This is a genomic window from Lysobacter capsici, from assembly GCF_014779555.2.
GTDB classification, from domain to species: Bacteria; Pseudomonadota; Gammaproteobacteria; order Xanthomonadales; family Xanthomonadaceae; genus Lysobacter; species Lysobacter capsici.
Genome location: NZ_CP094357.1, coordinates 1,298,687 through 1,324,068, shown reverse-complemented (window position 1 = coordinate 1,324,068; position 25,382 = coordinate 1,298,687). Strand labels below are relative to the sequence as shown.

Annotated in this window: 9 protein-coding genes; 2 read left to right on the top strand and 7 right to left on the bottom strand. The window is 65.8% G+C overall.

The window, feature by feature from the left end:
- Positions 1-66: 66 nt before the first annotated feature.
- From IEQ11_RS05345 to IEQ11_RS05335, 3 genes are all read right to left on the bottom strand, one after another.
- Positions 67-639: a hypothetical protein gene (locus IEQ11_RS05345; protein WP_191822992.1), complete on the bottom strand. Its 573-nt coding sequence runs from the start codon at positions 637-639 to the stop codon at positions 67-69.
- A complete protein-coding gene (locus IEQ11_RS05340) occupies positions 636-15,494 on the bottom strand; it encodes a putative Ig domain-containing protein (RefSeq protein ID WP_191822993.1) in 14,859 nt (4,952 codons plus the stop codon). The genes IEQ11_RS05345 and IEQ11_RS05340 overlap by 4 nt, the downstream gene beginning before the upstream one ends.
- Before the next feature lie 135 nt (positions 15,495-15,629).
- Positions 15,630-16,790 carry an MFS transporter gene (locus IEQ11_RS05335; RefSeq protein WP_191822994.1) on the bottom strand — a complete coding sequence of 387 codons (1,161 nt, stop codon included), beginning with the start codon at positions 16,788-16,790 and terminating at the stop codon, positions 15,630-15,632.
- A 525-nt stretch (positions 16,791-17,315) separates the two neighbouring features.
- Between IEQ11_RS05335 and IEQ11_RS05330 the strand changes: the two genes are divergently transcribed.
- The gene (locus IEQ11_RS05330) at positions 17,316-17,585 is read left to right on the top strand and encodes a hypothetical protein (protein ID WP_157753832.1); all 270 of its coding nucleotides are present in this window, start codon (positions 17,316-17,318) and stop codon (positions 17,583-17,585) included.
- A gap of 169 nt (positions 17,586-17,754) precedes the next feature.
- Entirely contained in the window at positions 17,755-18,354 is a 600-nt protein-coding gene (wrbA, locus tag IEQ11_RS05325) for an NAD(P)H:quinone oxidoreductase (RefSeq protein WP_191822995.1), read from the top strand.
- Positions 18,355-18,499: 145 nt separating this feature from the next.
- Here wrbA and IEQ11_RS05320 read toward each other — a convergent pair whose 3' ends face one another.
- Genes IEQ11_RS05320 through IEQ11_RS05305 form a run of 4 tightly spaced genes read right to left on the bottom strand, consistent with a single transcriptional unit; the run spans position 18,500 to position 25,357 of the window.
- The gene (locus IEQ11_RS05320) at positions 18,500-20,638 is read right to left on the bottom strand and encodes an SWIM zinc finger family protein (RefSeq protein ID WP_228464910.1); all 2,139 of its coding nucleotides are present in this window, start codon (positions 20,636-20,638) and stop codon (positions 18,500-18,502) included.
- Complete coding sequence (locus tag IEQ11_RS05315) at positions 20,635-21,756, bottom strand: VWA domain-containing protein (RefSeq protein WP_036114498.1); 1,122 nt, start codon at positions 21,754-21,756, stop codon at positions 20,635-20,637. The genes IEQ11_RS05320 and IEQ11_RS05315 overlap by 4 nt, the downstream gene beginning before the upstream one ends.
- Complete coding sequence (locus IEQ11_RS05310) at positions 21,753-24,221, bottom strand: DUF5682 family protein (RefSeq protein WP_191822997.1); 2,469 nt, start codon at positions 24,219-24,221, stop codon at positions 21,753-21,755. The genes IEQ11_RS05315 and IEQ11_RS05310 overlap by 4 nt, the downstream gene beginning before the upstream one ends.
- Positions 24,222-24,232: 11 nt before the next feature.
- Positions 24,233-25,357: an ATP-binding protein gene (locus tag IEQ11_RS05305; RefSeq protein ID WP_191822998.1), complete on the bottom strand. Its 1,125-nt coding sequence runs from the start codon at positions 25,355-25,357 to the stop codon at positions 24,233-24,235.
- Positions 25,358-25,382 lie beyond the last annotated feature (25 nt).

Sequence of the window (25,382 nt, the reverse complement as noted above, 5' to 3'; positions counted from 1 at the left end):
GCCAGACCGGCGGCGGCCGAGATATTTGGGGAAATGCCAGCCCTCTGATTTCGCGCCGAGATCCTGTCACAGCGGCGACAAGAGCAGTGCCTCTCGAGTTTCCACCGAAATCTGATGCAATTCAAGAACAGAAAAATCATCTGTACCGTCGTGCAGACCATGTGACGCAATGAACCGCTGATCATTTTCGAAGACGAAACACAGGCCAAGCTCGCTGGGCCGCAACTGTTCAACCGCATTCAACGCCGAGGATCTTATCAACTCAAACCGAGTCAACTTCAAGCCGTTCAAACTTGACCAGAATGGCGTGGAAAATCGCGCATCGGTGGAATCGATCGAAAAAATATCCGAATCGTGTTCCAGGGCGTATTCATCAAGCACCCCTTCAGCACTCCGCTCGATTCGTACCACCACACTATTTTCTTCCGAATCGCTGGCAAGGCCGAGCACGCTACCATTATCGAAATAAATCGCCATCGGTCCCGAACATAGGGAAAACAGCGAAACCTCGTCAATTTCCGCTTCAGCAGCAGCCTCTTCGAGCGGCCACAGACTATAACGAAGCATTCGCACCACTTTTCGGCCCGTGAATCCGCTTAACATCGCGCGGGCCGCCGTCGGAATCGAGTATGAACTCATCCACCGTTCCTCTTAGAGAATTCGATGAGCTTATTGAACATAATTTTATTGTTGTCCGATAGTTTCGCTTTGGTCACCACCTTGAGCGGATCGGCGATCACCACTCGACCATCCTTGGCAACCAAGAACTGAAGATCGTTGATGGTTATCTTCTTGCTGATCATGATTTTCCTTATGTTTTCGAGATCAGCGGCACTTCTTGCATTCAAGTACGCGGAACTTCCACCGACAACGAAATCAGGCCTGCCCTTATCCTTATCCAATTTGACGACATCCTTAGAGCCTTGGGCGAAACGCTCATAAATTATGCCGACGTTTTCACCTACATGCACAGGCCCACGAGACTGAACCACCGGCAGTCCCGCCGCCTCGAGAGTATCCAGCATGTCCATCTCCTCAACGATTCCTCTGGTGTTCGCGACCACGTTTCCATCACGATATACGCCGACGACCAGGTCATCTCCATAGGCGAAAACATCTTTATTGCCGCCTGTGCCTAGTTTATTAGTCAAAACGACGGGATCAATTCGATCGGGAAGGTCGCGACTTCGAAGACGCAAGGGCTGACCGATTTCAGACGATGCGCCGTGCCCATGCATGCGCATTGCGCTCGGGTCTGTGGTCAGAATATCAGCCAATCGCGAGCCAAGTCTGTCCGCCCCAGAAAGCCTGGCACTGCGGCCGGGCAAGCGCACATCCATCTTCTGCGCGAATATCTGATCCAACAAAAGCTGCGCCTTCTCCTCGGAAGGCAGAGCCGTCAGTTGCGACGACACTTCGTTATAAGTATCACCAGGCTTAGCACTGAGCAAGCTCTCAATACCTACCATCCGATCAATTAGATGATCGGTGTTCGTGACCATGCGAAGTTTGTCGATCACGCCATGGCCGAGCGCTGCGACCGACCGATTGACTGCATTCGGAGCTGACAAAGCTGCCGCCGAGGCGGCGGAGTCCGCATCGAAGACCATCCCCGCACTTCTGTGTTCAAAGCCACTAATCCCTTCGTCGGCCCACAAAAGCAGTGTGTCGCCTGGCTTACGCAGATACTGATTGAGCTCGTCAACGCGGGGCTGTAAGGCAGTATCGATGGCGAGCGCAAAGGTCATCCTAGCCTTGCCGCTGGCAAAAAGCGCCTGCTGCTCCGTGTACGCGATACGCATGCGATCGTAGGCGAAGTAGTCGTGCGCATAAACTTGCTGCACCTCGGAGCGACTCAAATTGTCGGGAAGGGTTTCCAACCCCTGGCTACCACGCCAATAGCTGTAAGTCGGTCTATAAATCTCCCAGGGCAGACGATAGGAGTCATTAATGACTTTGCCATTGGCATCCAACTGGTAGGTCGCCAATACCCGATCGAGTTCCTTCGGCTCCTTATCCGCCGGCACGCCGCCCATATATACATTGCGGTCGTACTCGCCGCCCGGACCGAATGGGTTATAGAACGAGGCGTTTTGCTCTGCCTGCATTCGACGCTGCGCCGCGCGCTCACGTGACATCCCGATACCGAGCACGGTGACATCGCCCGCTACCGCGAGCAGGGACTGTCCCCAATCCCAACTCACTTCGGAGCCATACACCGCCTTGCGAATGCCGTAGTTCGCGCCTTCGCGCAGCAACGTGCGGCCGGCTTCCTTGACCACTTCGCCCCAGCGGAAGTGGGAGGCAACCTTCTGTACCACGGGCGCGGTGGTGGCGTTACCCGCGGACGTAGTCGCCCCGCCGGAGCCGATGAATCCGATCGCCGCGCCTACGCCTGCCGCCGCGATACCCGTGTAGCGATCGCGCAAGCTGTAGCTGACATCCTGACCCAGTGCCTTATCGATGGCATAGCTCATGTCGTAGCTCACCGCCGCCCGGGTGGCCGCGGTATTGACCGCCCCCCAGAACCCATCGCCCGCAGGAATGAACTGCGCGGTGAAATAAGCCGATGCGATCGCGCCGAAGCTATAGCCGTTGCGCAACCCGACGTTGTTTTCGTATTTCTGCGCAGCTGCCTCACCCAAAGGCATGACGTACGCTGCCACCACTGGGAATGCCGCGGACACCACGCTGGCAACCACGCGGATCAAGGTGGCCGTCAATTTTCGACAACTGTTCGGCCCCGTCGGTGGCTCGATGTAAGGCAAGTTCGGCTGAGTCGATCCGACCGCGTCTTGCGGGTCGTACGGCCTGAACGTATTCGCGTCATTGCTGTTGACGTTGACGTTCGGCGTATTGATCTGCGTGCCAGCTCCGAGTTCCTGGTCCGGGTCACTGAGCCCGTTGGCCTGCGCCAACACGTACCACAACTGGCTGGAGCCATAGACGCGCTGCGCGATGGCTTGCAGGGTTTCGCCGGCCTGCACGACGGTCGTGCCGCCACCTGCGGCGTATCCACCGGTCGCCAAGCTCTGCAGCTGCGGAGCGGTCAACTCACCGTACTGGTAACGCACCTGGCCGCCTTCACGCAGTTCGGCATGTTGCTGGCCGCCGGCATGCACGAACAGATAATTGGCGCGCGAACCATCGTTGCCCACGACTTGCTGGAATTGACCGGAACTGTTCAACGTGCCTTCGCGGCGGGTCATTACCCGACCTTCCAGCGTATTGGAGTAATAGCGGACACGGTCGTCGATGGAACCCGAAGTGAGTTGAGTCTTCTCGCGCTGCATCAGCAGACGCCCGAAGCCGTCGTAAGTCAGCGTGTTTTCGGTCGGCTTATAGTTGACCGTCTGGCTTTCTCCCCGCACGGTCGATTGTTGATAGCCTTCCCAGCCAACGAATGTCGTCGTGTAGTCATGCACGAACTGACCGGTCTGGGTAAAACGGTAGGCCCGCAGCTGGCCTGCCGCGTCGTAAGCGCTGTTACCCCACCTATCGATATTCTCGAGCTTGCTCAACTCCTTCAACGCGCCCAAATCGCTGGTCTGATTGGGCGCGGTGCCGGCATTGACCTGGTCGGACAGGGCGCGCCACTTGGCGGGCGTGTCCTGCGCGCGATCGCGGGTGATCTGCGAGATCAGGCGGCCATCGGCATCGTAAAAGAATTGCTCCGAACCCTTTAGCCAGCCGCTGACGTTCAACTTGCCCCACGGCATGCCTTCGCCGTCGAAGCCCAGGCTGATCTCCTGGCCCAGTCGGTAGTAGCTGCGCGTTTCCAGCAAGCGGGTGCCGGTGGCGTCGTAAATAAAGCTCTTTTCGACGCCGCCGTTGACGAAGCTGCGCACCGGATCGGTCATGTCGGTGTACAGCTCGGCGATCTTGTTGCCGCGCAGGTCGTAGACGCTGCGATAGACGAACGTGGTGAGGCTCTGGTCGTAAGGACTTTGGGACACGCGAATCCGGCCGACGTTGCGTCCGGCGGTGTCGTACAGCAATTCGTACGAGTCGGTGTTCGCGTACTGGAGATCCAGCACGATCTGGCTGTTATTCAGAACCCCTTGATTGATCTTGATCCGGTTCTCGGCATCGTAGGTGTACCAGTAGGTCTTCACCTCCGGCGCCACCGAATTCGCCGTCGCGCCAGACGATTGCGATTGCGCGAGGTTCTCCTCGGGAACCGCCGCCGCGCCCATGTCGAAGCTGAAGCTGCTCGATTCCGATTCGACCGGCGGGGTGACCACGTCCGGTTGGCCCGGTTTGATGTAGTCGGTGAAGAAGCGGAAGTTCAGATCGGTATAAAGCCCGGTCGAGTCGGTCGCGCGCAAGGTGATGTGGCGGTAACCCGAGAAACTGTCGTTGGGCATGCCGTCGAAACGGTGTCCGGTCGCCGGATCGAAGCTGTAGGTCAGGAAGGCGGGATAGCGCGTGCCGTTCTCGGCGGAGAATGGCAATACCTGATAGGTGATGGCGTCGTTGTTCGGATCGCTGAAGGTGCTCGGCGGCAGGACGAACGTCACCCGCTGCTTGTGCTCGAAGAACATGCTGTTGTTGTCGGGCGGGCGCTGGTTGATCACCGGCGCCTGCTGCACCACCGGTGCTTCGAAGATATGGACGTGGAACCCCACCGAGGTGCTGGCGCCCAGGGCGTCGGTCGCGGTGTAGACCAGGTAGTAATCGCCGACGGTGGACGGCGTGCCGCTCACGGTCATGGTCGCCGGGTTGAAGCTCATGCCCGGCGGCACGCTGCTCAAGCTGTAGGTCAGCGCATCGCCTTCGGGGTCGGTGGTGGTCGGCAGGCCGAAGCTGAAACCCGAACCGGCCGGAGCCAGCTTGTCGTCGATCTGCGGCGCGACCGGAACGCCGTTGGGTTGAACGACGAAACTCCAGGTGCTGGTCGCGCTGCCGCCTCGGCCATCGTAGGCGGTGAACACTACGGTGTACGTGCCCGCGTCTTGCGGGGTTCCGCTGACATAACCGGTAGCCGGGTTCATCGACATGCCCGCCGGCAGGCCGGTGACCGAATAGGTCAACGCATCGCCGTCGGCATCGGTGAATTTGGGCGTGCCGAAATTGCTGAAGCGTCGCTCTCTCAAATACGTCGTGGCGTTGGGGGACTGCGCCACCGGCGCGGTGTTCGGCTTGTTGTACAGCCTGACGTTCAAGGTCACCGAATAGCTGGCGCCGTTTTCGTCGGTGGCGGTCAATACGATCGGATAGACCTGTCCCGGCACGCCGTTGGCCGGCACCAATCCGGCCACCCGCAGCTGCGGCACCGATTGGCTCGACAGCACCTGCAACGACATCCAGCTCGGCATGCCGCTGGCGGTGAAACGCAACGAGTCGCCATCGACGTCCTGGAATAGCGAAGCCACCGGACGCGTCCAGATGAAATCGCGACCGATGTAGGCCTCTTCCTGCGGCAGGCTGGTCACGCCGCCCGGACTGCTGTTGGCCGCGGCGGTGAGCTGGACCTGCTTGACCACCGAGGCGCCATTGCGATCGGTGGCGCGCAGTTGGATCGTGACGCTGCCATCGACCGGCAGGCCACTCAACCGAAGCAGGGTCGGATCGGTGAGATCCACGCGCAGCCACGCCGGCAATTGCGCGAGGTTATCGATGCTCAGGCTGAGTTGGTCGCCGATGTCCGGATCGTAGAAGAAGTCGCCGGGTCGAAGTTCCTGGGTCCAGCTCTGGCCGGTCTTGGCGCGCAACTGCGCGACGTTGCCGTTCAACAGGACGGGCGCGCTGTTGGTGCGCACCTGCAACACGAACGCGACCTGCGCGCTCGGGCCGCCGGGATCGGCGGTCTGATGGACGCGTAATTTGATTCCGATCGCCTGATCGGGGGCTCCGGCATCGGGATTGGCAGTGAACGTGATCCGCCCCGTGACCGGATCACGGCTGACACTCAACCACGACGGCAACGGGCTGCTGCCTGCATCGTCCAGGGTGACTTGCAAGGTCAGCGGGTCCTGTTCGGCATCGCGGAACAGTTCGCTGAACAGCATGCTGAATTGAGTGGTCTTGCCCTTGCCGATCGTGCGCGTGCCGGGATCGCCGACCACCACCGGACCGTTGTTGCTGACAGGAACGCCATCGACATTCGGACCATAGCCCGATGCGGCGCGCACGCTACGGCGGTTGCCGACCGCATCAAAGCTGTAGGTCAGATCGAATACGCGCTTGCTGCCGCCGCCGGACAGGTCATCCTGCACCACTCGCTGGATGCGGTTGTGGCTGTCGTACCAGGTGCGGGTAACGGTATGCACGTACTGTCCGCCGCCGTCGCTGGTGCTGACCTCCTCCAGCGTGCGATTGCCGGCGGCGTCGTACTCGTAGCGGTAGGTAGGGGCCGCGCCGTTTTCATGAATCGCCTTGACTCGGCCATCGGCGTAGTACGTGGTGTAACGATAGGCGTATGCCGCCGCACCGCCCGACTGGCTCTCGGCGGTGAGCTGACCGGTGATCGGGTCGTAGGCGTAGTCGAAATCGCGGCCGCTAAGGTTGTTGTGGTCGATCAGGCGACCATAAATGTCGTAGTCCCAGGTCAATTCGTCCTTGTTGACCGTCTCGCCATCGCGATCCTGCAACGGATTGCCGCTCAAGCCGTTGCTCTCGCGGATCTTGCGACCCATTACGTCGTAGGCGTAACTGTTGCTCACGCCTGCCGCGGTCTGGCTGTTGATCAGCAGGTGCCGGCTGTCGTAGTCGTAGAGCGACTGTTGGCCCAGCGCGTTGGCCACCACGATGCGGTCGCCGTTCTGGTTCAGCCAGTAACGCTGCAATGCGGTGCGCACACGCTGCGAAGTGCCCGAGGCTGGCAGGTAGTCGCCGATTTCGACCAGACGTCCCAGGTTGTCGTAGTCCTTGTAGGCCAGGTAGCCCAGCGGGTTCTGGGTGATGCGCTGGTTGCCCAGCGCGTCGTAGGCGATCAGCGTCGCCTGACCCAGCGCATCCCTGGACGCGATCATCTGGCCGACGGCGTTGTACTCGTTGGTGCGGGTGTTGCCGTTGGCGTCGCGGGTGCCGACCAGGCGGCCCAACGCATCGTAGAACCAGTAGTTGACCGGACGCAGCCAGATGCTTTGGCCGCTTTCCGACACGACCTCGACCAGCGGCCGCTCGTCGCGCGTGACTTGATTGGATTCGTTGTAGCGGTAGTTGGTCTGGTAACCGCGCGCGTCGATCACTTCCAGCACGTTGCCCCAGCGATCCAGACGCTGCTGCACGCTCAGGGTGGCATTGGGATCGGTGGTGTTCGACGGCAGGCGGGTGGCGGTGGTGCGGCCCAAACGATCGGTGGTGTTGAACGTGGTGGCGTCGACGCTCTGGCGGCCGCCGCCGGTCTGGCCGTCGCTGATGACGACCACATGCGATTCGCGTACCTGATGACCGGCCAGGTTGTAGCCGAAGTTCCGCGCGCCGAAGTTTTCGTTGGAGGTGATCAGGCGCCCGGCGGCGTCGTAGGCATAATTCAGGCTGCCTTGCAGGCCGGCATAAGTCTTCTGGACGATTTCGCCGAAGGCGTTATAGACCACGGCCTCGGACAGATCGGTGCTGGAACCGCCACCGTTGATCAGATCGCGGGTCTGGCCCACGCCGGTCTGGCGCCCGGCCTTGTCGTAGCTGTACCACGTATGCACGCGCACATCGCGGCTGGCCTGGGTTCCGCTCAGCACATACCAGCGGTGGCTGACGTTGTCGGCGGCGTCGTAGTCGGTATAGGCCGTGTCGCCGTTGGTCGCGGAGGTGGCGACCGCGCGGCCCTGCCAGTCGTAACGCACGCGTTCTATCTGATCCTTGTTGCCGTCCTCGACCACTTGGCCTGCGGCGTTCTTGCCGCTGGCGAAGCGTCGGGTCAGCACGAGGTTGCCGAACGCGTCGTAGATCATGCCGGTGTACGGCGATGCATCCGCGTACACGTTCGGATGATTGAGGTCATAGCCGGTGTTCTGCGCCAGGATGCCGAAGGTGCCGTCGTTGATGACCTTGCGGGTCGGCTCGGTGACGCTGACGGCATGGCCCAGGGCGTCGTACTCGGTCGAGGTGGTGCCCGCGTCGTTGATGATCTGGGTGACCCGGTCCGCGCCGTCGTAGCGGAACTGGGTGACGACATCGCGAACACCCGAGCTGCCGTCGTTGCGCTGGAAGTGGCGCACCACGCTTTCCGATATTTTCCGGCCGAGCGCATCGAAGCCCAGACGGGTGATGCGGTCGTAGCCACTGATCTCATCGCCGGCCGACGGCAGCGCCGGCGGCGCGGCGGTGCTCAAGCCGCCCGTCCAGACCGCCTTGGCGTACTCGATGCTTTCGACCACCTCGCCGGTGGCGTTGTAGCGCGCGCGGGTGACGTAGCCCTCGGCGTCGACCGTCATCGTCACTCGGCCAACCAGATCGTAATAGGTGTAGGTGTCGGCCCAGCGCGCGTCGGCCTGACCCGCGGTGCCTTCCAGCAGGATCGACTCCTTGACCTTGTTGCCGAAGCCGTCGTACTCGATCCGCACGGTCGGCGAGCCGGTCGCGGCGGCGCCGGTCGAGGTGTAATAGGCGATCTGGGCTTGTTCGATCTGCACGGCGAGGCCGCGCTGGTCGTAGCGCGTGGCGATGGTGCGGTCGGACGCGGAGGTCGCGGCGGCGGCTTGCATCTGCGCCATCGACAGCGGCTGGCCTGGAGACCAGCCGGCCAAGGCTCCGACGTTCAAGGTCTGCGCGTGGCGGCGCAGATTGGTCTGCTGGCCGAATCCGTCGTAGCCGTAGGCGGTGACGTAGTTTTCCTGATCGACGTCGTAGGCCAGTCGGCCCAGGTTGTCGTAGACCTTGTAGCTGTAGTTTCCGCGCACGTCCTTCTGCGCGACGGCGCGGCCGAGCGCGTCGTAGGTGATCTCGATGGTCGGCTGGATGCCCGAGGCGATCAGCTGTCCGTTGGCGGGATCGATCTTGCCGGCGTCGGGGAAGATCGTGCGGATCTGATTGCCGCGGTTGTCGTATTCGTAACGGGTAATGCGCGCACGCGCGCCATCGGCATCTTCGAGGCGGCGGGTGACGTTGCCGAGCGCGTCGTACTCGGTGCGGGTGACGACACGGCGCACGCCATAGCTCTGGGTGCCGGCGGCATCGACGTTGGCGATCCAGACCTGCGGGCTGATCTCGGCGGTGCGGCGGCCGGCCGCATCGTATTCGTAGTTCCAGACATGCCCGTTCTTGTTGCGCAGCGCGGTGACCTGGCCCAGCGGGTTGTAGGTGTACTCCTCGTACTGGTTGAGCGCGTCGGTGACGCGCAGTACACGGCCCATCGCGTCGTAGGTCGTCGTGGTCGTGCGCACCTCGGCGATGGCCGCCACCGCGGCGGAAACCGCCGCGTCGTTCATCGGCGTTGAGATCGAGATGTACCCGCCATAGCGACGGGTCTCGATGACGCGACCGGCGCCATCAAAGCGCTGTTCGTTGACCGCGCCGAGATCGTCGACGGTGAAGCGCACGCGGCCGGCGGCGTCGAAGACGTACTGGGTGGAGCGGTAACGATCGGCGGTGGCGTAGGCGCCCGCCGCGTTCAGCGCGGTGCCGACATCGGCCGGTGTCGCCACCGGGCCGAGTGCGATCGGCACGGCGTACTGGTACTGCGCGGTTACCCGGCCGGCGCCGTCGTAGCGGCGTTCGTTGACCAGATAAGTGCTGGCGCTGTTCTGAGTCAGCGTATAGCGCTCGCGGCCCGCCGCATCGTAGATGTGGCGCACGACCGCATCGGCGGCGTTGTTGACCGGCGTGACCGCGGCGATATCGGCGACGCTGGAGGTGCCGGCGACCAGCTTGGCCAGCAGCGGCGCGGCGATGGTCGCGGCCTGGGCGTGGCGGCGTTCTTGCACGACGCGGCCTGCGGCGTCATAGCTGCGCGTGCTGACGTAACCGGCGCCGTCGATCGTCGCGGCGATGCGGCCGGCGCTGTCGTAGACCTGATAGCTGCGTAGGTCGCGCGCGTCGTTGGCGATCGCCGCGACGCGGTCGCGCACCATGCCCATCGCCACCGGGTCGCCGGCGATCAGCTTGGACTTGAACGTCGCATCGGTGTTGACCACAATCGCGGTCGCGTACGCGCGCGTGCCGACCGGGCGGCCGGCGCTGTCGTACAGGATTTCGACCACTGAGCCGTTGCCGTCGACGGTGTAACGCGCGCGACCGGCGCCGTCGTAGCTGGTGTAGGTGACCAAGTCGGTCTCGTTGAACACGGCAACGACGTCCACCACGTCCTGCGGCGAGGCCGTACCGGCGACCAGCTTGGCGCGCAGGGTCGGGTTGAGCTGGGCCGCGTGCGCGTAGCGCTTATGCACGGTCTGGCGACCGGCGGCGTCGTACACGTACGAGATCACCGTGCCGGCGTTATCGACGGTGGTGCGCAACTCGCCGAGCACGGTGAACACCTGGTAGGTGACCAGATCGCGTGCACGGTCGGTCGCTGCATCGTTGCGCAGCGCGTCGAGGTTGAAATCGCTCAGCTGCGCCGTGCCTGCGAACAGCTTGTTGAGCATGGTGGTGCCGAAATCCGGCCACAGCGCCGCGTAGTTCCGGATCACCGAGACCCGGCCGGCGGCGTCGTAGGTGAATTCCTGGATCGTGCCGATCGTGCTCAACACCAGCCGCGCGCGGCCGTCGCGGTCGTAGACGGTGTAGCTGCCCGGGTCGGTCGAGCCCCATGCGAGACGTGCATCGAGCTGCGCGATGGTGGTGGTGTCGGTCAGGGTCGATGCGTTGGTCGCGGCGATGAAGGTCCGCGTCGCGACGACCTTGCCGGTGACATCGAACCAGTTGCGCGTCATCACCCCGAGCGGATCGACCGTATAGATCATCCGATCGGCTTCGTCGTAATAGAACCGGGTGACGTTGCCGGTCGCGTCGGTGCGACGCACGACGTTGTCGTTGGCGTCGTAGGCGTAACTCGTTATCAGGTTCAGTCCGGCCGGATCGAAGCGTTCGGCGGTACGGCGACCGAGGGCATCGTAGTCGTACTGGATCGTGCGCGCCTGCGCGGTGCCGGCGCCTTCGGTGACCGTGATCTGCCGGCCCAGGGCGTCGTAGGTGTAGGCGGTGCGCAGGTTCAATCCGGCCGGATCGGCGGCGACCTGGGTCAGGCGGCCTTCGCGGTCGTAGCTGTAGGCGGTCTTGCGGCCGCTGGCGTCGGTGACTTCGCTCTGGCGGCCCTGACCGTCGTAGCGGTAGGTCGTGGTCAGCGCGAGGCCCGCGGAATCTTCGATCCGCTGCAACAAGCGGCCGACCGCGTCGTAACGCAGTTCGACCCGGCGGCCGGTGCGATCGACCGTCGCGCTGAGCAGGCCGCGCACGTCGTACTCGTTGGAATCGGCGCGGCCGAGCGCGTCGGTGGTGCTCTTGAGGTTGCCGTCGCGATCGTAGAGGTAGCTGGTGTTGGCGACGGTGCCGCCCGGCAAGGGCGTTGCGACGTTGACCTGCTGGCCGTGGCGATTGAAGGTCGTGGTCACGCTCACGCCTTCGGGCGTGGTGAAGGTGGTGGTGCGATTGGCGGTGTCGTAGGCGCTGGTGGTGGTGCGGCCCATCGCGTCGGTGACGCTGAGCACGCGGCCGTAGGCGTCGTAGCTGGTGCTGACCAGCTCTTGGCGGCCCATCACCGTCTGGCTTGCGGTCAGCTGCCGGCCGAGTCGGTCGTAGCTGTAGGTCGTGGCGATGCCGCGCGCATCGACGGCCGTGGTCACGCGGCCAAAGGCGTCGTAGGTCCAGCCTTGCGCACGCGCAATCGAGCTGCCGACGCCTTTGCGGCGCGCCGTGGCCAAGCCGCGGCGGTCGTAGTCGGTCTCGACGGTCAACGCGCTGGGAGCGCCGAACGCCGAAACTTCACGGATGCGTTCGCCGAAGGCGTTGTAGGTGTAGCGCGTCGCCGCGTTCTCGGCGTTGACGCTGCCGACGACCTGACCGCGATGGTTGTACGTGACGCTGCGCCGGCTGTCGCTGGCGGCGACATAGGCCAGCATGGTGATCGCGCTGGCGACGCTGTCGCGACTGCCGGCGGTGGCCAGGGTGATGCGGCCGGTGTAGGCGGTGGTCTCGGTCGCTTCGCCGAAGGCGTTGTAGCGGGTCTCGACGACTTCGCCTTGCGCATTGGTCACGCCGCTGGCATCGGCCACGCCTTTGACCACGAAGGTCGGGCGGCCGCTGGCGTCGTAGAAATACCAGGTCTTGTTGCCGGCCGCGTCGATGCTTTCGCTGCGCTGGCCCAGGCTGTTGTAGCTGTGGCGCACCCCGTACTGGGCGTACAGCGCGTCGAGCTGGGCTTCGCTCATGCCCGGCAGTACGCGTGCGGCGCCCTCGCCGTGCAGTTCGCCGATCAGTTCGCCGAATACGTTGTAGCGCATGCGGCCTTCGCGCAGTTCGCTAGTGTCGGCGGCGACTTCGCTGCGGATCAGGTTGCCCTGGGCGTCGTAGGTATAGCGGGTGACGGTGCCTTCCGGGTTTTGTTCGGCGATTACGCGGCCCAGGCTGTCGAAGCTGCGACGCGATTCGCGCACCGCGCCGGCCGCGGCCGATGCACGCAGCGTGGCGAGGGTTTCGTTGCCACTCAGGCCGCCGAGCTTGAGCGCGTAGGCCTTGGTCGAGACTTGCAGGCGACGTGCGTCGTGCACGAACTCGGTCAGATAGCCTTCGGCATTCAGCGTCGCAACGAGGTTGCCTCGGCCGTCGTAGAACCATCGCGTGGTCTGGTCGTTGCCCGAGGTCGCCGGGCGCAGATCGTTCAATGCGCCGCTGGCTTGCTGCGCGGCCGGAGTGACCGTGGCGTAGGCGACGCTGCGGATGCGGCGGCCGGCGAGGTCGTAGCTGTGTTCGGTCAGATAACCTTCGGCATCCAGGCGCCCGGTCTCGCGGCCTTGGGCATCGTAGAAATAGCGGGTGACGCGCGCGGTCGCCATGGTGCCGGCGGCATCGGTGGTACGCGTTTGCAGCAGACGGTTGGCGCCATCGTAACTGTAGGTGGTGATCGCGCCTTCGGCGTCGATCTGGGTGATGACGCGGCCCAAGGCGTCGTAGCTGGTCGAGGTGATGCGATCGTCGGCGGAGCTGGTCGGGCGTGCGTCCTCGATCAGGTTGTAGACGTAAATGTTTCCGATCATCGCACCCGGGCGAAAGATGCTCAGACTCTGCGGCGCCATCGATCCGCTTGTTCCGCCGCCCGGATTGCCGGGTCCCGGATCGCCTGGGCCTTCTGGTTCGCCCGAACCGCCGTCTTGCCACAGCGCAGGGTTTACCCGCGTCGCGTACCGTTTTGTCTGGATGATGCGTCCGAGCGCATCACGCACGAATTCGGCGACCGCGCCGGTCTCGTCGACCTGACCGGACAACTGCCCCTCGGCGTCGTAGAAGAAATACGTGCGCGCGCCGCCGCTGTCCTCGGACGCGCGCAGGCGGCCGGTGCTGTCGTAGTAGTTGCGCGATTCGCGCACGCCACCCGCCGTGCCCGACAGCGCGCTTTCCTTGACGTAGATCAAACGGCCGGCGGCGTCGCGCTGTTCGCTGCGGATGCGGTCATTGTCAGTGTTTCCGTCGCCGACCACGCCGCCTTCGATGATCGCGTGCGACAGGCGCTGCGAGTCCTGATAGACCCAGGTTCGCGACTGGATCATCGTGCCTTTTTCGTAGACGGTCTCCGACACCATGCGCCCGAGGCCGTCGTAGCTGTACCAGGTCTGATAGCTGCCTTCCGGACTGGTGTGGTTCTTGATCAACACCCGGCCGTGTTCGTCGTAGCGATAGCCCTCGATCACGTCGGCGTCGCTTTCGATGCCGTTGCCGCTCGCGTCGACGCTGGCGTAACTGCGGTCGCCGCGCGCCTCGACGCCGGAGTAGGTGTAATCGGTCAGCGTGCTGTTGGCCTTGCGCGCGGTGGTCGCCCACGCAGCGAGATCGGCGGTGGTATAGGCGCCCGAATACGCTTCGCCGAGGTACTGACGCGACTTCGACATCCGGCCGATGCCGGTACCGCTGGTGTAGTACTCGACCTCGCGCACCGCGCCGGCGGCGTCGATCACGAAACGCAGCCGGTCCTGGGCATCGTAGAGGTAGCGCGTGGTCAGGCCGCCGCTCGGCATCGCGCCGGCAGCGGCGCCGTCGCTGTCGAGCCCGGTGTAGACGGTCTCGCTGGCCAGTTGGTTGTTGCCGGTGTAGGTGCGCTGCACCACGCGGGCGCTTGCATTGCTGCCGGCCTGCACCCGATCCCATTGCCAGGTGACGTTGCCGTTGGCGTCGTAGGCATAGTCGGTCTGGGATAGAACGAGGCCGCCGTTCTGGGTCGATACCCGAGTGACATTGCCGGCGGCGTCGTAGGCATACGTGGTCGTCTCGCGCAGGCCGTCGACCGCTGGCTGGCGGACTTCGATCAGCTGCCCCGACGCATCGTAGATATACGTCCACATGCGACCGGCGGAATCCGTCACGCTGGTGGTGGTCGCGCTGTCGTAGCTGAAGGTCAGGGTCTGGCCAAGGCCGTCGCCGTCGTTGTTGTTGGTATCGCCGCGGGTGACGGTCTTGACCCGGTTCTGGGCGTCGTAGGTGTAACTGGTGACGCTGCCGTCGCTTTGTTCGACCCGCGAGATCAGCAGGCTGGTCGCATCGGTATAGGTATAGGTGGTCTTGAACAGATAGCCGTCGTTGGAGCCCGCCGCGGCGGTCCATTGATCGTGATCCGGCGTCGACCCGCCCGTGGCCACCACGCCCGGAGTCAGGTCGACGAGCACCGAGGCGAGCCGGCCGGCGGCGTCGTACTCGTACCAGGTCTGGCCGATCGCGACGTTATTGAGCTTGCTGGTCACGCCGCTCAGGCGGCCTTGCGCGTCGTAAGCGAATACGAAGCGGCGGTCGTAATCGACCACCGCCGTGGCGACGCTGGACACCCGCCCGTTGGCGTCGTAACTCACGTCCCAGGCCAGCGGCTGCGCCCCGTCCGTGCGCAGATCGCGCAATTGGGTCAGCCGGCCCTTCAGGGTCGCGCTGGCGTGGTCGGCGTAGCGCTCTTCCTGGCGCGTGCTGCCTTCGACATAACTCCAGGTCGAGCTGCCGGCGTCCCAGCTCAGACGGTCGTGCGCGCCCTCGCCGGTGCTCGAGCTGTACACGCCCGCGCTGACGAAGGTGAAGTCCTGATACGAACCGTCGCCGGTATGCCGGCGCATCACGCTGCCGGCGGTGTTGAACGTGCCCGAGAGCAATTCCACCCGGCGCTCGAACCCGGTCAGCCAAGCATCCGCGCCCACTTGCGACAGCTGGCCTCGGCTGTTGTAGGTGCGGTTGAAGCCGACCAGCATGCCGCGGAACAGGACTTGGTCGTCCTGGCTTTGCAGCAGCAGATTGCCGGTGGCGACATTGACGAACTGATTGTCCTGACCCTGACCCAGGCGGGCTCCGCCGCCCAACCCCATTCCGATCTGACTCGCCGAGCTGTTGAACAGCCCCAGACCATTCCCTGAAATTACTGCCGCCATTGCCCGCGCTCCCGAGTGATCGGGCCGCCCGGCTTCGGGCGACCTCTCTAAGAGCACTAATCCGGCATGGCGGGAGATTGTTTAGGGCACAGCGATTGTGTTTTCAGACCTGGGCGCCGGCCAGGATCAAGCCGTTCAGGCAACCTCGGGCTCGGGCCGCTCGCCGGCCGACATCAGCACGAACCCCAGCAGCACCGACGCCGCCACGATGCCGGCGGCGACATAGCCCACCCCGCCGATGCCGATCGCGTCGATGACCCGGCCGCCGACCATCGCGCCCACGCCGATGCCGAGGTTGGCGCCGGAAATGTTCAGCGACGCGGCGAACGCCGGCGCCTGCGGCGCCGACTTCATCACCCGCACATGGCTGACCGGGAACAGCGCGGCCTGGGTGATGCCCCACAGCGCCAGGGTCAGCGCGAACAGCGGCAGCGACTGAATCGCCGGCACCACCAGCACCAGGCCCAGCGCCATCGGCACGCTGAAGATCAGCGACGCGGCGAGCGGGTTGCGGTCGACGATGCGGCCGCCGAGGGTGTTGCCGATCAGGCCGACCGCGCCGAACGCCATCAGCGCCCAGCCGACCACCGAGCCGTCGAACCCGGCCAGCCGTTCGAACAGGTCGGCCAGGTAGGTGTAGGCGGTGAACATGCCGGTGAACAGCAGGATCGACAGCAGCACGTGCCCGCTCACGCGCGGATCGCGCAGCACCTGGAACTGCTCCAGCAGTTTCATCTGCGGCTTGTCGACGCGGCTGTCGGGCAGGAACACGAACAGCAAGGTGGCCTTGAGCAAGGACGCGATCGCCAGCGCGACGAAGGCCGCGCGCCAGCCGAACGCATCGGCGATGAGGGTTCCGGTCGGCACGCCGATCACGGTCGCGCAGATCACCCCGAACGAGATCACCGAGATCGCGCGGCCGGCGCGTTCCTGGCCGACCAGATCGACCGCGGTTTCGCTGGCCAATGCCCAGAACACCGGCACGCCGAGCGCCGGAATCACCCGCGCGAACGCCAGCACGCCCAGGTTCGGCGCGATCGCCGCGATCAGATTGGACGCGGCGAACAACAGCAGCACCACGATGAACAAGCGCTTGCGTTCGAAGCGGGAAAAATACGCGGTCAGAAACGGACCGCTGGCGGCGACCGCGAACGCGAACAAGGTCACCAGCAGACCGGCCTGCGACACGCTCACGTCGAGATCGCGCGCGAGCGAGGGCAGCAGGCCCACGAGAATGAATTCGGTCGTCAGCACGGTGAAACCGGCCGCCGACAGCAGGATGATGGGCAACAGCACGGGACACTCCGCATATGGGATCGCCGCGGCCTGGCGAATGCCGGGCCGGGACGAGGGTCGGGGGAAGGAAGAACGCAGAAGGTCGAAGGCGCGCCGCGTGCCGGCGCATGGACCTACTCTAGGAGACCGCGGCGCGCCGATAAACCGCGCCGCGCTGTTCGCATCGTTCTGGACGAAGGACGATGCGCGCAAGCCTTGGGGCTACAGGCATTGCCGATTTTTCGGCGAATCGGGACTGTAAATCCCGAAGGACGGGCTTATCGCCTGCGTCGTCGGGCCAATACAATCGGGGAAAAAACATCGGCCCTGCTCATCGCCGTCATGGAGCGGCGATGCATGAGCGGATGCCGATCGCGTGAAGATTACAATCGCCCGATCGCTGGCGCGAAGATCGCCGACCGCATCGCAACCGGCGCACGGACCGCAGCCACTGCAAGAGGATACCCGGGACAACGATTATCCGTGCATGCGGCGTAAGATTGCGTCATAAGCAAGTCGGCGGCCATTCGCGACAAACAAGGAAGCATGGACGTGTCCCAGCCAGACGAACCGCGCCCTCGGGCCAGACCCGAACGCATCCCCTACTTTTTTCTGGCCGCGGTATTGATGCTGTTTCTGCAAAGAACCGCGAAACTCTGGAACGGCACGTTCTTCGGTCCGAGCCTGTACGACGAACTGGCGATCGCGGGCGCGATCCTCGCGGCCATTTCGTTGATCTTGCGCGAGCGTGCGTGGCTCTTGTCGATCATGCTGCTGGCGGTCAACCTCTTCATCTTGTCGCTGAAGTTCTGGTAGCGCGGCATCGGCGACGGCTCGAGAGGCGATCCCGCCGCGGCGTTTGAACCGCGCGTGCTCCGGCGCTGCGTCCCTGCGAACGACCGCCTCGCTTCCCGCCTGTCGTCACATCATTTGCAAGCGCGCCGGCCTAGCCTTGGTGGTTGATCCCCAACCCGAGGCGACGATCATGGCGAAGGTCCTGGTGCTGTATTACTCCGCTTACGGCCACTGCGAAAAAATGGCCGAGGCCGTGGCCGAAGGCGCGCGCGGAGCCGGCGCGCAGGTCGATATCAAGCGCGTCCCCGAACTGGTGCCCGAGGACGTCGCGCGCAAGTCGCATTACAAGCTCGACCAGGCCGCGCCGATCGCGCAGATCGGCGACCTGGAACATTACGACGCGATCGTGATCGGCACCGGCACGCGCTTTGGCCGCATGAGTTCGCAGATGGCCAATTTCCTCGATCAGGCCGGCGGCCTGTGGGCCAAGGGCGCGCTGCACGGCAAGGTCGGCGCCGCGTTCACCTCGACCGCGACCCAGCACGGCGGCCAGGAAACCACGCTGTTCTCGATCATCACCAACCTGCTCCACTTCGGCATGGTGGTCGTCGGGCTCAATTACGGCTACGCCGGGCAGATGCGCCTGGACGAGGTGACCGGCGGCGCGCCCTACGGCGCGACCACGATCACCGGCGGCGACGGCTCGCGTCAGCCGAGCCAGAACGAACTCGATGCGGCGCGCTACCAGGGCCGCGAGGTCGCCGAAACGGCGAAGAAGCTGCACGGCTGAGGCCGGTCGCGGATCGGACGGGGCGATTGCTCGCCCCGTTCCTCGCTCAACATGCTCGGCCCAATCGGTTCGACTCAGCCCGATCGGTTCGACCGACTGGACTCGACTGACTCGGTTCAAGCCGACCTGTTGAAACCGGCTCGCCTCAAGCCGGCTCGACCGCATCGCGACACACCCCGTCGAGCGCCAGCACCAGCAGGGCCATGCGTTCGGGCAAACGCGCCGGATCGACCGCGCCCACCGCATCGACTGCATCGTTCAACAGACCGGCGATGCGACGCAGGCCGGCTTGTTCCAGGCCGGTCGCCAACGCGCGCATGCGTTCGCGCGCGGCCGCGTTCTGATGACGCAATCCCTGCCGCAGCCAGGCCGCCAATTGCTGGCGGGTCTGCTCGACCTGATGCGCGAGAGCGCTGCCGGCGTAATCGAACGCCTGCATCGGCAAGGCTTGCGCCGGCGCCGATTCGGCCTGCAGCACCAGCGCGCGCTGTTCGGTGACCAGCGCCAGCGGCAGCAATTGCAGATGCCCGGCCTGCAGACGCGCGAGCCCCGCGACCGCGCGCGGCGCGCCCCACTCCCCGCTCAAGGCCCGCGCCAGCACATCGACCGCGCCGACCGCCGCGGCCGAATGCGGCAAGGCCAGTCGCAGGCAATCGGCGGGATCGATCTCGCTCGCATCCTCTTCGCCGCCGCTGCGCAGGCGCGCGCGCAAGGTCTGTTCGGCCGCGTCCCAGCCCCAGTCGAGCACCGCGTCGACCGGCAGCACATGCAGATGTTCGATCGCCTGCGGCGGACGCACGAAGTCCGGCAAGGCGCGGCGCAGGTGCGCGCTCAACGCGCGCGCGCCGGGTTGGCGCAACGGCGCGCGCAGTTGGTCCCAGGACTGCGGCGCGAGCGGCAGCACATTGGTCTGGCGGGCGCCGGCGGCGATGTCGATCACGCCGTTGGCGCGACGTTTCGCCCCGCGCGTGACCACCTGTCCGCTGGCGAACTGACGCAGCGTCTGCCCGGCGATGCGCCGCGCCATCAACGCGGTCGGCGTCGCGCCCGAGGTTGCATCTGCGCGCGGCCACTGCCGTTCCAGCACGGTCACGCTCTGAGTATCGGGATCGGCGAACAACACCCGCACGCCCTCCGCGTCCTGGTCTTGCCAGCACTGCGCGCCCAGCGACACCAGGCGCAGATGATCCAGCGCGACTTCGCCCTTGACCCCGATCCCGAGAATCTGGCTCGCCGGCAGCGTTGCGATGCCGCCGTCGGCGCGCGTGCGACCGGCCTGACGCGCGGCATCGACGCGCGCGGTGCATTCGGCGACCGCGTCGAGCAACTGCAGAGGATCGAAGCGGGTCGAACGCGCGTGCTGCGCGGTCAGCAGATCTTGCAGGCGCTGCAACGACGCCAGCACCCAGCTCCAGCCCAGTTGCGCGCAACGCTGGCGCAGGCTTTCGAACGGCGCTTCCAGCAGCAGCGGCGACTGGCTCGACCCGTCCATCCACAGGCGCAGGCACAGCCGGCCGAGTTCGTCGCGCAGCGCTTGCGCCTGCGCGTCGAAACCGACGGCGTCGCCGCGTTCGCCGTGCTGCCGCGGTTGCAGTTCGAGGGTCGCCTCGGCGCCCTCGTCCCGACTCGCCCGCCATTGCCGGAACGCCCACACCGCCAGCACCACGTGTTCGCAACCGCTGCCCTGGCGGCAATCGCAGCGCGCGTGCAGCAGGCTGCTGCGCGAAAAGAACCGCACCGAGCACATCGGCAGGCGCGCGTTGGGCGCGTTATCGCCGAGCCCGGCCTGCAATGCGATCACCGGTCGCGCGGCGGCGAGCCGCGTCGCGAGGTCCACGGTCGCGGCGGGGAACGCAGCGGCGATCGCGGCATCGTCGAATTCGGTTGGGGTCCAGCGCTGCGGCGCGATCTCGGCGGCGGACGCGCTATCGCCCGACGGATCGGCAACCGCATCGTTCGCGTCGGACACCGGCGCTTCGTCCGCCCCCTCACCCACCGCATCGCGCACCCAACGCTGATACGCCAACACCAACGTCACCCGATGCCGGCACAGCCCGCTGGCCGGACAACTGCACACCGCCTCGCGCAAGGACCGGCCCGCCGCCAACGTCGCGTGCTGGCCGTCGTCGTAGAGCGCGCGCACCGCGCCGTCGTCGAGTTCCTCGATCCGAGGCATCCGCCCCTCGTCGAGTTCCTTCAGCGCGCGCTTGACGAACCCGGCGTTGGCCAGCGCGATCAGCGCATCGACAGACAGTTCGAGCAGGTCGGGACGGCGCGGACTCATGCGCGCACCTTCTCGGCCAGCCATGCCGCCAACTCGCCCGGCGTCATCGCGCCGACGTGGGCGCCGGCGGCGACCAGACGCGCGGCCATGTCGCGATCGAACGCGGGCCGCGCCTGCGGATCGAGCGCGGCCAGGCCGAGCACCTTGACTCCGGACTCGACCAGCGCCTTGACCCGGCGCACCAGTTCGTACTCGCTGCCGCCTTCGAAGAAATCGCTCACGAGCACCACGATCGACCTTGCCGGATTGGAAATCCGCGACTGCGCATACGCCACCGCCTTGGCGATATCGGTGCCGCCGCCGAGCTGCACCTTCATCAGCAGTTCGACCGGATCGGCCACGTCCGCGGTCAGATCGACCACCGCGGTGTCGAAGGCGACCAGGCGCGTGCTCATGCCCGGCAGGTTCCACAGGCAGGCGGCCATCACCGCCGAGTGGATCACCGAATCGACCATCGAACCGCTCTGGTCGATCAGCAGCACGATGTCCCAGCGTTCGCTGTGGCGACGGCTGCGGCTGACGAACACCGGTTTGTCGAGGAACAGGCGGCGGCGTTGCGGGTCCCAGCGGTGCAGGTTTTCGCGCACGGTACGGCGGAAATCGAAATTGCGCGCGATCCGCTGCGAGGAGCGGCGACGGCGATCGCGAGTGCCGGAAAACGATTGCCGCACCTGGGTCTGCAATTTCTCCATGATCCGCCGCACCACTTCGGCGACCAGCTTGCGCGCCGCCGCCAGCACCTGCGGGTTCATCAGATGCTTGGTGTGCAGGACCGCGCGCAGCAGCGATTCGGACGGCTCGATGCGTTCGAGCACGTCCAGGCTGGTGACGATCTCGTCGATGCCGTAGCGCTCGACCGCGTCGCGCTCCAGGCGTTCGATCACCTCCTGCGGAAACAGCGAGTGCACGGTGTTGATCCAGTCCGGCACGCTCAGCGCCGACGGGCCCAAACCACCGCGCTCGCCGCGTTCGCCGCGCTCGGGATCGCGGCCGTACAGCCACTCCAATGCGGCATCGGCGGCGGCGAGTTCGCCCTGCGGCGCGCCCAGGCTCGGGTCGGCGGCCTCGCCCAGCAGCAGGCGCCAACGTTGCAGCGGATCGGGCAAGTCCAGGCTCATCGCGCGGGTTCCTCGTCGGCGACCGCGTCCAGGCCCCAGTCGCGCAGACGTTGCAGCACCTGCGCTTCGATCCGCGCGGCCGCGGCGACCTGGGCCGGATCGGCGGCGATCGTGGCGGTCAGCGCGCGCTGCGACAGATGATCGGCGCCGTGCAGACGCAGCACGCTATGCGCGAGCTCGCCGCGTTCGCGCGGCGGCAACCAGGCGAACGCGCCGCGCATCGCCGGCAGAGCGAGTACGAAGTCGGCATCGTCGAGCGCGGCGACCAGGGCGTCGAGCCCGCTTACGAACGCGCGCTCCTGGGTCAGCCGTTCGCGCGCCAGCGACACCAGCCCGGTCAGCGCATCGCCGAGCCGCGCCGGCGCGAGCGCGCCGAGCAGATGCAGCGCCTGCGCGATATCGTCGGTTTCCTGCCCGCCGCGGCCGGCGTGCAGATCGAACAAGGCGCCCAACGCGGCGCCGCGTCCGAGCGGATCGGCCTGCGGGTCCAGCGCCTTGCGTCGCAGCACCGCCAGCGCGCGCGCCGGTTCGATCGCCAGCCGCGGGCCTGGCCGCGGTGCATCGGTATCAGCGTCGGCGTCGGCCAGCGCGTCGCGCACGATGTCGCGCAGCACCGCGATGGTGCGCAGATGCTGGCCAGCGTCGGCCGCGGCGATGCTCGCGGCCGGTTCCAGCAACCACAGTGCGCGATCGAAGCCGGCTTCGATCGTGGCCGCCAATACCGGCGCGCCGCTGATATCGAGCAGGTCGCCATGCCGCCACAGCGCATGGATCAAGGCCAGGGCCGAACCGATCGCTTCCAGCCGCGGCTCGGCCGCGATCGCCGCGCGCAGATCGCGCAGCAAGCCGTCGCTGACTTCGGCCAATCCGGCGAACGCGGCCGCATCCAGCGCCTGCGCCAGCGGCTCGACCCGGCCCTGCGCGGCGCGCAAGCGTTCTTCCATACGCGCGCGCGCCGCATCGAGCAAGGTCGCGCCGTACGCGCCGGCTTCGATCAAGGCCGCCTGCTGTTCCAACGGCGCGCGCAACTGCCACAGCTCGCGGCGTTCGCCCGACATCGACAGCCGCGGACCCTGGCGACGCTCGATCCCGGGAATCTGCAGCAACAGCAGACGATGCAACACCCGGCTGCGCGCGCGATCGGCGCGATCGAGCAAGTCCAGCCGACGTTCGCCGTCGAACGCCAGACCGTGCGCGCTGAGTTCGGCCTGCACCGAGGCCAGCAGCGGCGGCTGCGGCGTACCGGGCGCAAGCATTCCGACCGCATCGCCGGCGATCACGTCCATCACCTGCATCAGTACCGGATCGGTGCCGGCGCGGATCGGCCCGCGATAACTCCACGGCAAGGGCGCGTCGAGCGCGTCCTTGACCAGCGCGCCGGCGATCGCGTCGAGCCAGTCCGAACGCAGCGGGTGCGCATGCCCGCGCAGACGCGCCAATGCCTGGGCGTGGGTATGCACGGCGACAAAATCCGCGGTCGAGGCCGGCAGGTGCTTGCCGCGCAAACGCGCCAGTACGCGTTGCAGCATGCGCAGGCCGGCCTGGGCCATGCCCGATTCCCACACCCATTGGTAGAACGCCGGCGACGACATGCCCGAGGCGTAACCGGTGAACGCGTCCAGACGCTTGAAACCGTAAGGCACCAGGAACGAGCCGTAGCGCAATGCCGGCGCTTGCCCGGACGCGGATTGATCCTGCGTATCGCCGGCTAAATCGACTTCGGGCACCGGCGTGGCCGGGCAACGCAATCCGTCGCTGTCGCGGCCGAAGCTTTCGACATCGACCTCGCGCCACAACCGGGTCAGCGCTGGCGCGTGATAACCGCCGCATACCACCAGCACCGGTCCGTCCCCGCGCGCCATCGCCCAGGCGATCCAGCGCGCCATCATCTGTTCGCGCGCGGCGTTGCCGTGCGAACCGGGATCGTCGTGGCGCAGATGTTCGAAGTAGGTGTGCAGCCGCTGGGCCAAGGCCTCGTCGGGCCCGTCGAGATCGTGAGGCGCATCCTCGAACAGGTGATCCCACAACGCGTCGCGGCCGTCGATCGACAGCCGCCGCGACAACTCGTCCTCATACGCTTCGGCGCGGTCGTGCGCCTGCGCATCGGCTTCGTCGGCGTAGCGGTTGGGCAGTTCGGCGAAGGCCTCGTGCCAGGCCGGCAGATCGATGAAGTGCGCCTGTGCGCCGATTTCGCGGGCGACGCTGAGCGCTTGCCATTCGGGCGAATGCTCGGCGAACGGCGACCACGAGCCGCGATGCAACGGGCCATGCGACAGATAGCTGTAGATCGCCAGCGGCAGACGATGCGGCAGATGCAGTTCGTCGATGCGCGGGTTGAAGTCGGCCGGGCCTTCGATCAGCACATGACGCGGACGCAAGGCGCGTATGCGCGCGGCCACCAGCCGGGCGCAGGCCGGGCTGTGGTGACGCACGCCGATCACCACCGGCGCGCGCGCGGACGCCATCGCCGACGCGCTCACGGCAGGCGGTGCCGCGCCTCGTAATAGGCGCGCCAGTGGCTGCCGCCTTTCTTGGCTACTTTCTGTTCGAAATAACGCCGCAGCTTGGCGCGGTCGTCGGCGTCGTCCTTGACCACGGTGCCGGCGATGCAGTCGACCAGGTCGGCCGGCGAGCCTTCGCGCTGCTCCAGAAACCACGCGCGCACGCCGACCGCATGGGCGACGTTGACCGCCTCGGCGGTGGACATCACCGCGTTGAGCCGGTCCATCGCGCCGTCGCTGCGGGCCGCGCCGCTGTCCTTGCCGCGCAGGTCGCGGAAGGTTTCCACCAGCAGTTCCAGCACCTGCGTCGGCACCGATCTGGGAATGCCGCTGCGCGCGAGCAGCCGCGCCGAGGCCTGTTCGACCAGGGCCAGCTCGCGTTCGAAATCCAGGATCGGAAACACCGTCTCGAAATCGAAGCGGCGCTTGAGCGCGGCGCTCATCTCGTTGACGCCGCGGTCGCGGGTGTTGGCGGTGGCGATGATGTTGAAACCGTCGCGCGCGTACAGCATGCCGTCCTCGCCGGACAGTTCCGGCACCGCCATGACCCGGTCCGACAGCATGCCCAGCAGGCAGTCCTGCACTTCCTGCGGCGCGCGGGTGATTTCCTCGAAACGCACGATGCGGCCCTCGCGCATGCCCTGGTACAACGGCGCCGGCACCAGCGCGCGCGGGCTCGGGCCTTCGTTGATCAGCAAGGCGTAGTTCCACGAGTACTTGATCTGATCCTCGGTGATCGAGGCGCCGCCCTGGATGGTCAGGGTCGACACGCCGCTGATCGCGGTCGCCAGCAGTTCCGACAGCAGCGATTTCGCCGTACCTGGTTCGCCGACCAGCATCAGGCCGCGGCCGGTGGCCAGGGTCACCAGCATGCGTTCGATCGACGCGACCGGCGCGACGATCTTGCGCTCGATGCCCAGGCTGTCGTCGCCGAGCACGAACGCGCGCGCGGCCTTCAGGCTCAGCGCCCAGCCGGGCGGCCGCGGGTCGCGGTCGTTCGCGGCCAGACGCGCGAGTTCGTCGGCGTGCAGCAGTTCGGCCGGCGGGCGTTGCAGATGCGACGGCGCGGGTGCGGGAGCAACGGTCGGAGTCTTGGCCATGTCGTTCAGTCGTGTTCCATGAAAG

Excerpts from the sequence above, each read along its gene's own strand:
- IEQ11_RS05330 (WP_157753832.1), top strand. The coding sequence starts at position 17,316 with ATGGACGTGTCCCAGCCAGACGAACCGCGCCCTCGGGCCAGACCCGAA.
- IEQ11_RS05305 (WP_191822998.1), bottom strand. The coding sequence starts at position 25,357 with ATGGCCAAGACTCCGACCGTTGCTCCCGCACCCGCGCCGTCGCATCTG.
- IEQ11_RS05315 (WP_036114498.1), bottom strand. The coding sequence starts at position 21,756 with ATGAGCCTGGACTTGCCCGATCCGCTGCAACGTTGGCGCCTGCTGCTG.
- IEQ11_RS05320 (WP_228464910.1), bottom strand. The coding sequence starts at position 20,638 with ATGAGTCCGCGCCGTCCCGACCTGCTCGAACTGTCTGTCGATGCGCTG.
- IEQ11_RS05340 (WP_191822993.1), bottom strand. The coding sequence starts at position 15,494 with ATGGCGGCAGTAATTTCAGGGAATGGTCTGGGGCTGTTCAACAGCTCG.
- IEQ11_RS05345 (WP_191822992.1), bottom strand. The coding sequence starts at position 639 with ATGAGTTCATACTCGATTCCGACGGCGGCCCGCGCGATGTTAAGCGGA.
- wrbA (WP_191822995.1), top strand. The coding sequence starts at position 17,755 with ATGGCGAAGGTCCTGGTGCTGTATTACTCCGCTTACGGCCACTGCGAA.
- IEQ11_RS05310 (WP_191822997.1), bottom strand. The coding sequence starts at position 24,221 with ATGGCGTCCGCGCGCGCGCCGGTGGTGATCGGCGTGCGTCACCACAGC.